11 protein-coding genes are annotated in these 14,264 nt (G+C 51.4%); 7 read left to right on the plus strand and 4 right to left on the minus strand.

Features of this window, described 5'->3' with window-relative positions; translation table 11 throughout:
- The first annotated feature begins 160 nt into the window (after positions 1 to 160).
- Complete coding sequence (xylB, locus tag EL645_RS20700) at positions 161 to 1,699, plus strand: xylulokinase (RefSeq protein WP_126552266.1); 1,539 nt, start codon at positions 161 to 163, stop codon at positions 1,697 to 1,699.
- 127 nt (positions 1,700 to 1,826) lie between these two features.
- Here the strand turns inward: xylB and EL645_RS20705 are convergent, their stop codons facing one another.
- From EL645_RS20705 to EL645_RS20710, 3 genes are all read right to left on the minus strand, one after another.
- Positions 1,827 to 2,564: an endonuclease III domain-containing protein gene (locus EL645_RS20705; RefSeq protein WP_126552267.1), complete on the minus strand. Its 738-nt coding sequence runs from the start codon at positions 2,562 to 2,564 to the stop codon at positions 1,827 to 1,829.
- Between the two features lie 152 nt (positions 2,565 to 2,716).
- A complete protein-coding gene (locus tag EL645_RS44345) occupies positions 2,717 to 2,848 on the minus strand; it encodes a hypothetical protein (RefSeq protein WP_281276344.1) in 132 nt (43 codons plus the stop codon).
- A gap of 41 nt (positions 2,849 to 2,889) precedes the next feature.
- Positions 2,890 to 4,800, minus strand: coding sequence for a serine/threonine-protein kinase (locus EL645_RS20710; protein WP_161977539.1), 1,911 nt, complete (start codon positions 4,798 to 4,800; stop codon positions 2,890 to 2,892).
- A gap of 256 nt (positions 4,801 to 5,056) precedes the next feature.
- Here EL645_RS20710 and EL645_RS20715 point away from each other — a divergent pair, with 256 nt between their 5' ends.
- From EL645_RS20715 to EL645_RS20740, 6 genes are all read left to right on the plus strand, one after another.
- Entirely contained in the window at positions 5,057 to 6,463 is a 1,407-nt protein-coding gene (locus EL645_RS20715; protein ID WP_126552269.1) for a sugar porter family MFS transporter, read from the plus strand.
- Between the two features lie 413 nt (positions 6,464 to 6,876).
- Positions 6,877 to 7,563: a metal-dependent transcriptional regulator gene (locus EL645_RS20720; RefSeq protein WP_126552270.1), complete on the plus strand. Its 687-nt coding sequence runs from the start codon at positions 6,877 to 6,879 to the stop codon at positions 7,561 to 7,563.
- Between the two features lie 256 nt (positions 7,564 to 7,819).
- Positions 7,820 to 9,016 carry an Nramp family divalent metal transporter gene (locus EL645_RS20725; protein WP_161977540.1) on the plus strand — a complete coding sequence of 399 codons (1,197 nt, stop codon included), beginning with the start codon at positions 7,820 to 7,822 and terminating at the stop codon, positions 9,014 to 9,016.
- A gap of 324 nt (positions 9,017 to 9,340) precedes the next feature.
- Positions 9,341 to 10,576 carry an NAD(P)/FAD-dependent oxidoreductase gene (locus tag EL645_RS20730; protein ID WP_126552272.1) on the plus strand — a complete coding sequence of 412 codons (1,236 nt, stop codon included), beginning with the start codon at positions 9,341 to 9,343 and terminating at the stop codon, positions 10,574 to 10,576.
- A 230-nt stretch (positions 10,577 to 10,806) separates the two neighbouring features.
- Positions 10,807 to 12,576: a zinc ribbon domain-containing protein gene (locus EL645_RS20735; RefSeq protein ID WP_161977541.1), complete on the plus strand. Its 1,770-nt coding sequence runs from the start codon at positions 10,807 to 10,809 to the stop codon at positions 12,574 to 12,576.
- 583 nt (positions 12,577 to 13,159) lie between these two features.
- A complete protein-coding gene (locus EL645_RS20740; protein ID WP_136625253.1) occupies positions 13,160 to 13,453 on the plus strand; it encodes a hypothetical protein in 294 nt (97 codons plus the stop codon).
- A 152-nt stretch (positions 13,454 to 13,605) separates the two neighbouring features.
- Here EL645_RS20740 and EL645_RS20745 read toward each other — a convergent pair whose 3' ends face one another.
- On the minus strand, positions 13,606 to 14,256 hold the full coding sequence (locus EL645_RS20745) for a response regulator (protein ID WP_126552275.1): 651 nt from the start codon (positions 14,254 to 14,256) through the stop codon (positions 13,606 to 13,608).
- Between the last annotated feature and the right edge of the window lie 8 nt (positions 14,257 to 14,264).

Here is a 14,264-nt window from a genome sequence, read left to right on the forward strand (position 1 = left end):
AAATGAGATACGATTCACGGTCTCTTGCCCGGCTAGGGCCACACACTCTCACGAGTGCGGTGTGCTGCCTGCTCAATCTCGGTCGTAAGGCTATTGAAGCCTATCGAGAGGAGGGAGGCAGAAATCAATACGTTTTACCACGTTTTGAAAGGCAGTATGTATGCAAACTCTGTTAGGTATCGATCTGGGTACTACTGGTGTAAAAGCTGCCCTCTTCGCGGTTGAGGATGGGCATGTCATAGCTGATGCCTTCTTTGAATATCCTCTATTTCATCCTCATCCTGGCTGGGCCGAACAGAATCCCTCTGATTGGTGGGAGGCCACTATTTCGGCGATCCGGCTGTGTTTGAAGGAAGGTGCCAGTAAAGGTGCCGCGGCTGAAGATGTACGTGGTCTGGGGCTGTCAGGTCAGATGCATGGTGTGGTGCTATTGGATAGCAATCAACATGTCTTACGGCCCTGCATCATCTGGGCGGATCAGCGGAGCGATGCGCAATGTCGCTGGATCACAGAGAAGGTTGGAGCCAGTAACTTGATTCAATATGTCAGCAATCCAGCCTTAACTGGTTTTTCGGCCCCTAAGCTCCTCTGGGTGCGCGACAATGAGCCTGAGATATTTGCGCAGGCCCGGACGATGCTATTGCCGAAAGATTATATTCGCTATCGCCTGACGGGGGTGCTGGCGATGGAGATCTCTGATGCGGCCGGTACGTGTCTGCTGGATGTTAAACATGGCAACTGGTCTCAGGAGGTCCTGGCGGCCCTTGAGCTCAATCCCTCCCTTCTTCCTCCTGTGGTGCCAGCGGATGCGGCCAGTGGCAGTATTACGGCAGAGGTGGCTGGCCTTACGGGTTTGCGCGCCGGGACACCGGTGGCTGGTGGTGGGGCGGATAATGCCTGTGGCGCGGTCGGCAATGGTGTGGTTGAGCCGGGACTGGCCCTGGTCTCGGTTGGCACCAGTGGCATCGTTTTAGCGCATTCGAATTCGCCCCAGGTAGATACCTCTGGTCCCGTGCCACGAGTGCATACATTTAATCATGCTGTTCCTGATGCCTGGTATTTGATGGGGGTCACCCAGGGAGCTGGCCTCTCTTTCCGCTGGCTGCGCGATAATATTGGTCTGCCTGAGCGGGCCCTGGAGCGCTGGACCGGCATCGACCCTTATGAGCTATTGGCGAAAGAGGCGGAAAGTATTCCCGCTGGCAGTGAAGGCTTGATTTTCTTGCCATATCTGCAGGGTGAGCGTACACCTCACCTGGATGCCTATGCCCGTGGTGGTTGGATCGGCCTCACCGCCAGCCACGATCGTCGCCACCTGGTCCGTTCGGTCCTGGAGGGTGTGGCCTTTAGCCTGAAGGATTGCTATGCCATTATTCAAGAGCAGGGCCTGCAATTAAACCAGGTGCGTGCAACCGGCGGTGGCGCCAAGAGCCCTCTCTGGCGACAGATTATCGCTGATGTGCTGGGTGTCGAACTGGTCGTTACCAATGCTTCTGAAGGGCCAGCTTTTGGCGCAGCCCTGCTGGCTGGCGTCGCCGGAGGAGCCTACTCCACGGTGCAGGAGGCATGTGCCCGCACGGTTCAGGTAGTGCAAAGGACAGCGCCAGATACCGCGCTCGCGCCAGCTTACGAGCAGGCGTATGAAGTATATAAAGCCCTCTATCCAGCTCTAAAGCCTATCATCAGCCGCCCCCTCTAACCTTTTTGTGCACAGGGACAATTTGATTCTATACCTATGAGAATCAAATTGCTCCTGTGCGTACGTGCGCTGCCGCGCCCACCTTGGTTTTATGGTGAGTTGCAGCAAATGTGCTCCGTTGTAAAGCTCAGGCCTTCACCACCGTTTTGTAGTAGTCGCACAGATCGGTGATGGCGCATTTGCCGCAGCGGGGGTGTTCATAGACGCAGACCCTCTGGCCGTGGCGCAGCAGGGCCTTATGGAAATTGTAGATGCTCCTGGGGTCATTAGGGAGTAATGCCTGCAATAGATTGTGCGCGGCATCGGCCGTTACCTTCTTGCCGATCAGCCCCAGGCGTCCCGAGACGCGGTGGACATGCACATCAACCGGTAATAGTGGTAGCTGACAGCTAAAGAGGAGTACACAGGCCGTGGTCTTGGGTCCTACACCTTCGAAACGATTGAGCCAGGCGGCCGCCTCCTCGACTGGTAGCTCGCGCAAGAAATTAAGATCGAGATTGCCGCGCTCCTCGGTGATCTGGCGCATAATCGTTTGCAGGCGCGGCGCTTTGACCTCAGGCCAGTTGACGTTGGCGATGGCATCCTGTACTTCATTGGTGGGAGCGTCACGTACCGCCTCCCAGGAACCAAATTTCTTGAGCAGGCTGTCATAGGCGGCCGCCGTCTGCTCATCTTTGGTGCGGTGCGACAGAATGATATCAACCAGCATACTCATAGGATCTTTTTTTGACCAGGTAGACACTCCATAGTTCTCTGTCAGACGTTGTGAGACCGCCAGCGCCCTGGCGGAAAGTGCCATCATGTCAGGTGAGGGGTACCCATAGTCGGCGCTATTTCGTGCCGGTCTTGTAGTTTGTTTCGCCATTCTTCCCATCTTTCTACTGAACATATCCAGGATTCGATGCTGTTACTGTATATACGGACATGCAGGGGGAAGACGTTCCAGCTATTTGCCTGCGGATGGGCCTGAGCCCTTTAGTTGATATGGTTGCAACCCATGTATTGCAACCATATCAACTAAAGCAACTGAAAGGCATTGATCTCACTGTTAGTGATGAAGATCCAGCCATTGGCCACATAGGGACGACTCATTTTTTCGCCATTCATTTTAATCGAATGGATAAGTTTGCCGTGCTGGGCATCCAGCATATAGAGCTCCATGCTTTTCGTGGTGAGATAGACAATGCCATCTACGACCAGCGGGTCGCATCAATCTCATTTTTGAGGTAGACGCCCCATTGTTGTTTACCCGTAGCCAGATCGAGGGCAAATAGTTTTGTGCGGGCGGTACTGTTGCTGAAGACTCCTTGCATATTGATATAAGCGATGCCGTTGACGATCTCCATCTCGTGGGCGAGCTCGTTTTCCAGTGGAATAGACCAGTAGGTCTCGCCCGTCTGCATATCCAGGGCGTAGAGCTGACCATTATTGACGCAGATGCAGACGATATGCTCGTCAAAGGTCACTGCGGCATATACCCGACCGACATCAGCATAGGTGGCCAGTTTTTGACCACGGTCCGCGTCAACTGCGTAGCAATGCCCGCGTTCGGTAGCGATATAGACCTCATTATTGGCGATCATTGGTCGTCCCTGTAACTGTGCTTTCAATGTCACATTCCAGTATTGCTGACCGGTGGCTGCATTCAGTGCATAGACGGCGTGGCTGGAATGGGCATACACGATATCATTGAGCACAATGGGGGTCGCCTTGAGGTATTCCTCTGTTTCGATGGACCAGTAAAGCTCACCGGTATCCGCATCCAGGGCAGAGACCTTGCCGCCATTGTCGAGGTTGCCAGAACAGAAATAGATGATGCCATCGGCAAATACAGGGGCCTCAAAGATGCCAGACTGCGTCTTATACGACCAGAGGTGTTCGCCGGTCGAGATATCCAGTGCCCGTAGATGTCTGGGGCTGGCGGTACTCCAATTGACTGAATTATAGGTGCCGGCATAAATAATTCCATTGGCTACGGTGGGCTCAGAATAATAGACATGCGCCAGCCCACTGGTGGTGCTCCACATTGGACGTAACTGGGTAACATGCCTGGTGGTCTGGTTTGGCGCCTGTGCCTGGCCACGCTTCTGCAGAAACTTTGGTAGCGTTACGGGCTCTTCAGGCTGGTTGGTTCTTCTCTCCCGCGTAGGGGGATTTGTTTCAATGACATGATGATGAACTTCCCTGGACTCCACCTGTGTTGGCTTTGGCTGGCCGCTACGAGACGTATTTTTTTTTGCCTGCGTAGGCGGATTAGATTTCTTCGCTGGAGCCTCGCTTGGGGTCGCATCCAGCAGCGCCTGGATAAAATCGGCGACGCTTTCATAACGATCGTCGCGCTCTTTGGCCAGGGCCTTGAGCAATGCCTCCTCAATCGCTGCAGGAATCGCTGGATTAAGATCGTGCGGCTCGATCGGGGCCTCATAAATGTGTTTATAACCGATTGTATAAGGATCGTCCGCCATGAAAATCTGTTGTCCCGTAAATATTTCGTAGGCGATGCAGCCCAGGGCATATTGATCGCTTTTTTTACTGATCTTGCCCTTAAACTGTTCCGGCGACATATAGGCCGGGGTACCAATCTCATCGACACGGCGCGTCTTCTGAATCTGCAAGGCAATGCCAAAATCGGCCAGCAAGGCATCTCCTCGCGCATTGAAGAGGATATTGGCAGGCTTAAGATCTCGGTGCACGACATCCATGTCGTGGGCATGTTGAAGACCCCGGCCAATCTGCTGCAAAATGCGTACGGCCTCATTCGTATCCATTGGACTGCCATTCAATTGATCCAGGCGATCCCTTAACGAGCCTCCTGGTGCATATTCGGCCACAAAAAATGGATATCCCTCATATAAATTGGCATCCAGAATCGGCAAAATATTGGGATGAGTCAGCTCATCCAGAATCACAGCTTCCTGGAAGAAGCGATCAAATTCTTCTTGCGAGTTCAAAGCCGTGTTCAGCACCTTAATCGCGACAGGTGGCTTCTGGGTCAGAAGAAAGTGTTTTCCAAGGTACACACTTCCAAATGCTCCCTGCCCCAATGACTCCATGAGGATATAACTAGCCAGTTGCTTTCCTATTAATTCGTCCTTCACCATACGCATCCTTTGCACCGAGAAACTATACTGATATTGTTGAATAGAATTATATACGATTTGTCTTCTATTAAGAAGAGTATCATAATCCGAGTGGCTGTCACATTATTCCTCTTGAGACGTGATAGATACTGAGTACTAACCAGTTGTCTGATTGTTTTTCCGCGGGTGAATATTTAAATGCTGTGTTTGTAATCAGTTACAATGAAAAAGGCTATTGGATTGGCTGGTTTCTTTCCCATGATGGGGGAGGTATTCTATGCAGAAAGCTACCACTCCTCATGCGCCGAGAAAGTTGTCCGTTTACTTCATTACTAGCGTTGCTGCTTTGGGAGGATTGCTCTTTGGCTATGACACAGGCGTCATTTCTGGTGCTCAGCTCTTCCTCGTCAAAACGTTTTCACTTAATCCACAGCAACAAGAGTTCGCGGTCAGTGTTGTCCTGATTGGTGCTATCATCGGTGCTATCGTCGCCGGAAAAGTAAATGATGGCCTGGGACGAAAAAAGACCCTGATCCTTCTGGCCGTTATCTTTACGGTGGGAGCCATCCTGACGGCTCTGTCACCAACTTACACGCTCTTTCTTTTCTTCCGTGCTATGGTTGGTCTTGCCATTGGAGCCGCGGCCAGCGTAGTTCCCGTGTACATTTCAGAAATGTCTCCTTATAAGATGCGCGGCAAACTGGTAACCTTTAACCAGTTAGCCATTACGATTGGTATCGCGGTTTCCTACTGGGTTGACCTGGCTTTTGCCCATGCAGGTATGGGCTGGGCGCCGATGTTTGCGACGGCGGCTATTCCAGGTATCATGCTTTTCGTCGGCATGCTTATTAGCCCGGAAACTCCTCGCTGGTATGCTGGCAAGGGACGCTGGGATGAAGCGCGACAGGTGTTGGAGCGCATCGAGGGAGCCGATCCCGATTTCGAATTGTCAGAGATTCACTCCTCTCTAAGTCTGGATAAGAGACAGGGTAAACTGCGCGATCTGTTTGGACCTGGGATTCGTATGGCGCTTCTGGTTGGTGTTGGTCTGGCGGTATTCCAGCAGTTCGTTGGTATCAATACCGTTATCTACTATGCACCGACCATCTTCCAATCGGCAGGTGTTGCGTCGGCGAGTAGCGCTATCCTGGCGACCAGTGTTGTTGGTGTCGTCAATGTGCTGGCGACCATCGTGGCCCTGTTCCTGGTGGACCGAGCCGGGCGACGTATTCTCCTGATCACTGGCTGTATCGGCATGATCATCGGGCTGATCTTGCTGGGCATCATCTTTGCGAGTGGTGTTGCTAACGCTGGCCTCCTGACCTTGCTGGCGTTGATGGTTTATATCATCTCATTCGCAATCAGCATGGGGCCGGTTTTCTGGCTGATGAGTGCCGAAATCTTCCCGACTAACGTGCGCGGTGCCGGTGCCAGTGTCTGTTCGTTTGCTAACTGGGTATCGAATTTCATTGTCAGTGTCACCTTTTTGAGCCTGATTGGTTCCATTGGAACCGCACGTACATTCTGGTTATATGCCGCGATCGGCGTAATCGCTCTGATCTTCTGCTGGCGCCTGGTGCCTGAGACCAAAGGCAAGACCCTGGAGCAGATCGAAGCTTACTGGAACAACGGGCGTCGCTGGGTCTCGACCACCGCCCAGGCTCGCTTCCGACCAACCCATTAGCGCATCACTAATACTCACCACCCCAGCAGGCTCCCGGTTTTTGACCGGGAGCCTGCTGATTTATATTAATGCATGTTTTATGATGTGACACATCCTTAATTAATTGGTGCAAAAATTGCTCTTTGCACCAATTAATTAAGGATGTGTCTGATCTTCATGATCACCGCGCTCTTCACGCCTGAGTTTGAGCGCCTTTGGCGCTCAAGAAGTATTCTTGTGTGGTGCAAAAAAGTGCGCCCAGTGCACTTTTTTGCACCACACAAGAAAAAAAGGATCGGGCGCGTCAGCGCACGCCCGCAAACAAACTATAAGCTATCATAACATTTTCCTTTACTCCTTCTTGACCAGGTTTGTGTTGTGTGGTAACCTTATTTTTATGGTACTAAAAAATGGATTTTTGAGGAGAGGAAAAAGTGCAGAAACCTATTCAAGAGCTTGCTCCGCGCATCAGCGATTGCCTCAAGGTCATCTATGCACTCCAGGAGCGCAATCAAAAAGTATCAACCTCCGCAGTTAGCGAGAGGCTGGGAGTAAGCGATGCCACCGCGACAATGATGTTTAAAGAATTTGCTTCGGCAGGTTGGGTTGAGCATGTTCCTTACCATGGCGTTCGTCTAACACCCCTCGGCGAGCAGAAGGCGATGGAAGTGATTCGCCATCACCGCTTGCTGGAGCTCTACCTGGCTCGTGAGCTAGGCTATAGCTGGGATAAAGTGCATGCAGAGGCTGATCGCTTAGAGCATGTGATCTCAGAGGAGTTTGAAGAGAAGCTCGATCAGTTGCTGGGTTATCCTACAGTCGATCCCCATGGAGATCCTATTCCCAGTAAAGACGGTGTGATGGTTGTGCGTAAGGGCATAAAACTATCTCAACTGCCTGAGGGAACGAGCGCACAGATTTTGCGCGTTAGCGACCAGGATCCTGAGAAATTATGCTACCTGGGTAGCCTCGGCCTCTATCCTGAAAGCCGCATTCAGCTTCTCTCGCGTGCCCCATTTGAAGGGCCTTTGCATATCCGTGTTGGCGAGGAGGCGGCGATGGCGGATTATATGTTGGGATTTGAACTGGCCGAGCACATAATCGTCACGGTTCTGCCGTAACAACCGAGTAGTACGTCTCGAAATGATTGGAGTTGATCGTATAAGCAATATACATAAAATTGCTGCAATGGTCATTCTTAATACCTGAATACATTATTGCGCATACATATTGTAGATGAGGAAAATAGCGTATGGCATTATTATCAAAATCACGTAGCAAAGTGGAGTATGAGGCCCCATACATATTCGCCTGCTCTGCCAGGGGAAGCATTTATGGACTGGCAATAATCGTTGGGGACTGGGCTTACGAGAGATTTTGAAGGCTCTGGGTCCCGGTTTTTTGATTAGTGTGGGATATATGGACCCGGGCAACTGGGGGACTAATCTGGCGGCTGGTGCTGGTTTCGGCTATCAGCTTTTATGGGTTATCCTCGTCAGTAATATTGTGGCTATCTTCCTGCAAATTGCCTCATCCAAACTTGGTATCGCTACTGGTAAAGATCTTGCTCAACTTGTGCGCGAGCAATTTCCACGCCCGATCGTCAATTGTTTTGCGGCAACTTCTGTTATTGCCATTATGGCAACCGATCTGGCCGAGATTGTTGGTGGGGCCCTGGGTTTCCAGATTCTCTTTGGTATCCCATTGGTGCTCGGGGCCATTCTGACCGGGATTATCGTGATGGGGCTGCTTGGTTTAAGCCGCTGGGGATTTCGCAAGATTGAATACATTATAATTGGCTTTGTCTCGATCATTGGATTGGCCTATGTCTATGAAACTGCCTTGCTCCATCCTGATTGGGGTGGTGTTGGTTTTCATGTCATTGTTCCGCAATTATCTACTGGCAGTGTCCTGGTTGCCGTTGGTATTCTTGGTGCGACCGTCATGCCGCATAATGTGTTTCTGCACTCATACCTCTCTCATCAACGTCTTAGTGGCCCGGAGGCCTCATTGGCCGAGCGGCGTAAGGTTTTGCAGCTCTCAAAAATTGATACGATTGCCGCCCTCAATGTCGCTTTTTTTGTCAATGCCGCCATGCTGGTAGTGGCGGGGGCCGTTTTTTACCATCATGTTAATGCCGATAACCTGGATCTGCAGACCGCCTACGTTACTTTAATTCCGGTGCTGGGCGTGTTTGCGGGCATTGCCTTTGGCGTAGGACTGCTGGCCTCGGGCCTCTCATCTTCCATGACAGGAACGCTGGCCGGCCAGGTAGTCTTACAGGGATTTCTCAATAAGCCGGTCGCGGTCTGGATCTGGCGCATTATTACTTTGATCCCGGCCCTGGTAGTAACCGCTATGGGGGTATCCTCTGTACAGATATTGGTGATCAGCCAGGTGGTCTTAAGCTTACAACTGCCCTTTACTATTGTAGCTGTCATCGTCCTATCCTGCCGCCGTGACCTCCTGGGTGAATTTACCAACCCACGCTACCTGACCACCATCCATATCCTGCTTGCATTAATGGTAACGGCCCTCAACGTATGGCTCATTTTTAGCTACCTACCCCTGTAACACCTTTAAGCAACAAGAACAACGATATGCATTGCATAAACAGCGCAAATCGCTGTTCTTGTTGCTGTTGCGTTCAAGCTAATGAAGCTTACGGGATAGTTTATAATAGGGTCATCCAGCGGCGCATTGCACTTCCCGCGAGTGAGAATATGGGGAGGTCACAGGTGGAGATTTTTTGATAGAACTCCATGCATGCTATAGCATACTCAACCATGGTATTTACAGGTTGACTGTGCTAATATTTTGCTACCTGGCATAAAAAATGAGTTTATCTCATGCTTTCTATAGCAGACGAGAATGATATTTCATACAAGGAGAGACTTTTTGGCAACTCACGAGAAACGATATGTAATCATCGGCAATGGCGTTGCCGGTACGACTGCTGCCGAGACGCTGCGTAAGAATGACCCCAACTGCAGCATCCATCTATTAACCAACGAGCGCTATCCACTGTACAACCGTGTGTCTCTGCCACGTTTCCTGCAGGGCGTGATCGTGGAGCAGAAAGTCATGATCCGCGACTTTGCCTGGCATGAGCAGCGTAACATTCATCTGATCACAGAGACTCTGGTGACAGGCGTCAATACTGAAGAGCGTGTGGTCAGCACAGAGGATGGGCGTGAATTCCCCTATGATGCTTTATTGGTTGCCAGCGGCGGCTGGGCCAATCCCCTCAATGTTCCGGGCGCCAAGGATACTAAACATATTTATAACTTTGTCACCCTTGACGATACCAAAACCATTGTTGAGCGCATGCTGGAGTCGCGTACGGCCCTGGCTTATGGTGGTAGCTTCATCGCCTATGAGCTGTGCGATGGCTTTGCGGTGCGCAAGCTCGACACCGTCTGGATGATGCGTGGCCCTTACTGGTTGCGTAACTCGCTGGATACCGATGGCGGCGAAGTTGTGGATAACATTGCCAAAAAATTTGGGGTCGAGGTGATTCACGGTGATGAAATCGATTCGGTGATCCCCTCCAATGGTGTGCCCAGCTACGTCAAGACCAAGAAGGGCCGTGAGATTCAGGCCGATATGATTGGTGTGGGCCTGGGTATTACGCTGAACACCCAGATTTTAGAGGGCTCACCCATCGAGGTGAATGGTGGTGTGGTCGTCAATGAATTCCTGGAGACAAACGTGCCAGGCGTCTATGCAGCCGGCGACGTCGCCAACTTTTATGACTCTACCGTCAATCGCCATCACACCATGGGCACCTGGGATAATGCGAAAGCCCATGGACAGGTCGCGGCCATCAATATGGCCGGTGGTAAGCAGGCCTATGTCGATGTTCCTACCTACACCAGCCCACTATTTGATGTCAACATTGCCGTGGTTGGTAGTGCTGAATCAAATAACCCCGAAATGGAGACAATTGCTCTGCGTGAGCCAGGTGAAAAAGGCAATGAGAATTATCGCCGCCTCTTCTTCCAAAAGAACAAACTGGTGGGTGTGTTGATGATTGGCAGCCCCAAGGGACGCAAAAAACTGGTTGAGATCGTAAAGAACCAGCAGCCCTTTGCCAGTGCCGCCGAGCGCGAAGCTCTCTTGACCCTGAAATAAATATCCAGAGAAGCTGGAATAAGCAGCCAAAACGACGAACCGTACCTGTGTGTGCAGGTACGGTTCGTCGTTTTGGCTGCTTATTCCAGCTTTGTATTGTCCTTGTGAATTTGCGACGATTACATATATATTATTGTATATATGTGCTATGTATGATCCAGTTACTTGACTGTTTGCTGCTTTTCAGCTAACGTAAGGTGCGTTAAGAGCTAGTTATTAGGAGATGCTCCGTGGCGACAGTATGTACTCATTGTGGGACAGAGCTACCGCGAGAGGACGCGCGGTTTTGCAATAATTGTGGTACCCTGGTCCCTGATCATCCATTAAGTCCTCATGCGCGTATGGCAGTAAACAATGATGCGCCTGTAAAGAAAAATGATATCGCAGGGTCGCAATTCGCCTTGCCTGAGCAGGTGGCCCAGCAGCCGTCCGCCCATTCCAAACAGCCTGCCAATCCAAATGTAACGCCCTGGCTGGGTATCCAGGGACACGATGCTACAAATGTAACGCCCTGGCTGGGTATCCAGGGGTATGATATGCAATCTCCCGCTCCAACGGCCCGGTCAGAGGCACGTGAGCCGGGAAAGGCTCCTGGCCCGTTGTCCGCTGCTGAATCACCTGTTGCTGACAGGCCAGCGGCTGAAGCGACTCCTGAACAGAATGTACCGCAATCGACGCCTGAAAGATCAGTTGATGCGAATAATGTTCCCGCTGGACCTTCCAATGCGCGCAGGTTAAATTCAGGGTCGCGCCTGCCCCGTAGAGGGAGCGCCGAGCAACCATCTGCCAATATTGCCTGGCCGGGACCGCTGACTCATGTTATGACTGGCGACGATAAAGCGCAGGTGCGCCAGGATGTGCAGCAAAATGAGTTTCCTATCCTTCCTTCGACTCCTCCGCCTGCCCGTGACCTGCATGTAAAAATATGGGATGACGCGGATAAGCCAGCCGCCGCCGAGCCTTCTCAAGTAGCCAGAGAGCCAGCTGTGAGTCAGCCTGAGCCGCAGTCCCAGTCGCAGGACGATGAGGTTGAATACCTGCCGACTCGACCTTTGGCGGCTGCCAGCTCTGTGGCTGATGAAGAGACGCTTACCGAAACCACCCTTACCCATCTGCCGACTGCACAGTTGAAATCTGTCTCCTCACCCGTTCAGCCAGCGGCTGACCGCCAGGCCGAGACTCCTCTATCTCAAGACACGCCCCGGGATGGGCATATCGACCAGTTGCCTACCGCTCAATGGCAGACGCCTGAGGTTGTTAGAGAGAAGACGCCATCCCCGGCCAGTTCTCCTGGTGTGGCTAGAAATATCTCTGCGCCAGGATTTAATGCGTTGAGCTCGTATCCGCCGGTTCCCAGTGTAAAGTCTGCGCCCAGCTCGGCGCCAGCCAATCTTGCCACGCCAGTTCCGCGCAACAGAGAAGCACTGCTGCAACCAGCAGTGCCATCAAAGTCAAAACCAGCGGGTATGGGCAAAAAGCGCACATTACTGATTGCTGTTGCCGCTATCGTCCTGATCTGTGTGGTGGCTCTTGGCAGTTGGATCGCTCTGGCGCAGCCATTCACGATCTCGCCAGCCACAAATCCACTGCAGTCCGTTACTAACAGCACGCTTGGGCTCTCGATGGAATATCCCCAGGGATGGAGTAGCAGCCAGAGTGGTACTACGCTGAAAATAGCGGATAGTAGTAACACCGCTCAGGTGTCGATCGTCATGTCTGATGCTGGTTCAGTTGACCCGGCTAAGTATCTCCAGCAGCAAGCAAATAAATTGGGGTTGACCGATGCAAAGACGGGTAGTGCCACTACGTTTGCTGGCACCAGTTGGCAGCAGACCAGTGGTGATTTTCTGTTGTCGGGGGCCAGCTATGTTGGCACCATCTATGTTGGTACCCACAATAACCATCTTTACACCTGGACTCAGATCGCGCCCAAAAATGTCTTCCATGATGAAGAGACCCTTGTGTTTGCTCCGGCACGTTCAAGCCTGCACCTTCAATAAACGAGTTTTGCCAGCCTGGGGCGCTGACGCCCCCAATCTTTTAATGATTTATTGCAGCAGGTGCACAGATGTGCACCTGCTGCAATAAATCATTAAAAGATTGCTTTATCCCCGTAATCACCGCCTGCTGCGCGTATGAGTTCTCACACCAGCAGTACTCATCCTTTTTTTATGTTGCAGCAAGTGCGCGGATGCGCACTTGCTGCAACATAAAAAAAGGATTCGGGCGCGGATGCGCACGTAAGGAGAAGACCCGAGAGATAACATGGCGCCATGTTATCTCTCGGGTCAATTTTTGGGATGTGGTATAGAAAATATTAGAGAGATCCTGCAAGGCGTTTGGACTGGCTTGTATGATATAATGACACTCGGCCCGGCTAGCACGGGTTGATCATCCTGTATGGCTGTTACAGGCATACTAGAGCCGGCTATCGCCGCGCCTGTATACCTGTGTGATATATACGCTACTTATTTGGAGAAAGGAGCGCGTAGCAGCATCGCTACTACGCTATACACAGAACACATGGACGATATTCATTTTGAACGTCATTTTCGCACTCCCTATTCAGAGGGTTATTACATTATGCAGGGTAATAACCTGCAGAGCAATAATCGTCTGGGGACGGTGGATATTCACTTTACCACCACAGCAGTGCATGGCACGCTTATTTTAGAACGTGAGTTGGAGGAGGCCGATCTGACAAAGTTGATCGAGCAGATTGACGAGGATCTGGTGCTTTCGGCCGATATGCCGCGTGATGATTTTCTGGTGAGTGTCTACGTTGGTAAAGATGTCGGTTTCTATAGCGATGAATACTTTGCTGAAGAAAATAACGAGTCCCTCGACTTTGATGATGAGGATGATCCCTCCATTTAGCGATGGTCGGGACGGGATGTGTAGAGAAAAAGTGGCCTATAAAAGGCACAGAACCCTTTAAGCAAGATCTAACATGGGGGGCTGTGCCTTTTCACGTTGATGGGACCGCGCCATGGAGAGTGCTGCTCTGTGGCCCATACATATTGTCGCGTTTAATCCTCTAACAGGCCACGGCGCATGGCATATTTGACCAGTTCGGCGCGACTGTGCAGATTCAGCTTGTCCATAATATGTGTCCGGTGGGTATCTACTGTCTTGGGGCTGATAATCAGGCGCTCGGCAATCTGATTATTGGTGTGGCCTTCAGCCACTAATTTCAAAATTTCTCGTTCGCGCTCCGTCAGACTGCTATAGCTGTCGCGTTCCTCACCTGTGCGTACTCGTTGCAGGTAATCGCCAACTACTACCGATTGGGCGGTCGGAGAGAGATAAAATTGCCCGCTTTTAATGACATGAATAGCTGTAATGAGCTCAGTGTCGGCGGCTTCTTTGAGCATATAGCCCGCGGCTCCGGCGCGCAGGGCTTGAAAAACGTATTCGTCATGCTCATGCATGGTCAGTACCAGAATCCTGACATCCGGTAACAGGCGCTTGATCTGTTTGGTAGCCTCGATCCCATTGATATCGGGCATCGTAATATCCATCAGAATTACATCGGGCTGAATTCGCTGCGCTTCCTGGATCGCCTGGCGACCATCCTGGGCCTCACCTACGACCTCCATATCAGGCTGTGCATTCAACATCATTTTTAAGCCAGCGCGTAAAATAGTATGGTCATCTGCTAAGAGTATGCGTATCTTCATGCTTTTTA

It is taken from the genome of Dictyobacter kobayashii (assembly GCF_003967555.1).
Taxonomy (GTDB): Bacteria; Chloroflexota; Ktedonobacteria; order Ktedonobacterales; family Ktedonobacteraceae; genus Dictyobacter; species Dictyobacter kobayashii.

What these genes read in the sequence shown, in the direction of transcription:
- xylB (WP_126552266.1), top strand. Translation starts at nt 161, where the DNA reads ATGCAAACTCTGTTAGGTATCGATCTGGGTACTACTGGTGTAAAAGCT.
- EL645_RS20705 (WP_126552267.1), bottom strand. Translation starts at nt 2,564, where the DNA reads ATGGCGAAACAAACTACAAGACCGGCACGAAATAGCGCCGACTATGGG.
- EL645_RS44345 (WP_281276344.1), bottom strand. Translation starts at nt 2,848, where the DNA reads ATGCTGGATGCCCAGCACGGCAAACTTATCCATTCGATTAAAATGAAT.
- EL645_RS20710 (WP_161977539.1), bottom strand. Translation starts at nt 4,800, where the DNA reads ATGGTGAAGGACGAATTAATAGGAAAGCAACTGGCTAGTTATATCCTC.
- EL645_RS20715 (WP_126552269.1), top strand. Translation starts at nt 5,057, where the DNA reads ATGCAGAAAGCTACCACTCCTCATGCGCCGAGAAAGTTGTCCGTTTAC.
- EL645_RS20740 (WP_136625253.1), top strand. Translation starts at nt 13,160, where the DNA reads ATGCAGGGTAATAACCTGCAGAGCAATAATCGTCTGGGGACGGTGGAT.
- EL645_RS20745 (WP_126552275.1), bottom strand. Translation starts at nt 14,256, where the DNA reads ATGAAGATACGCATACTCTTAGCAGATGACCATACTATTTTACGCGCT.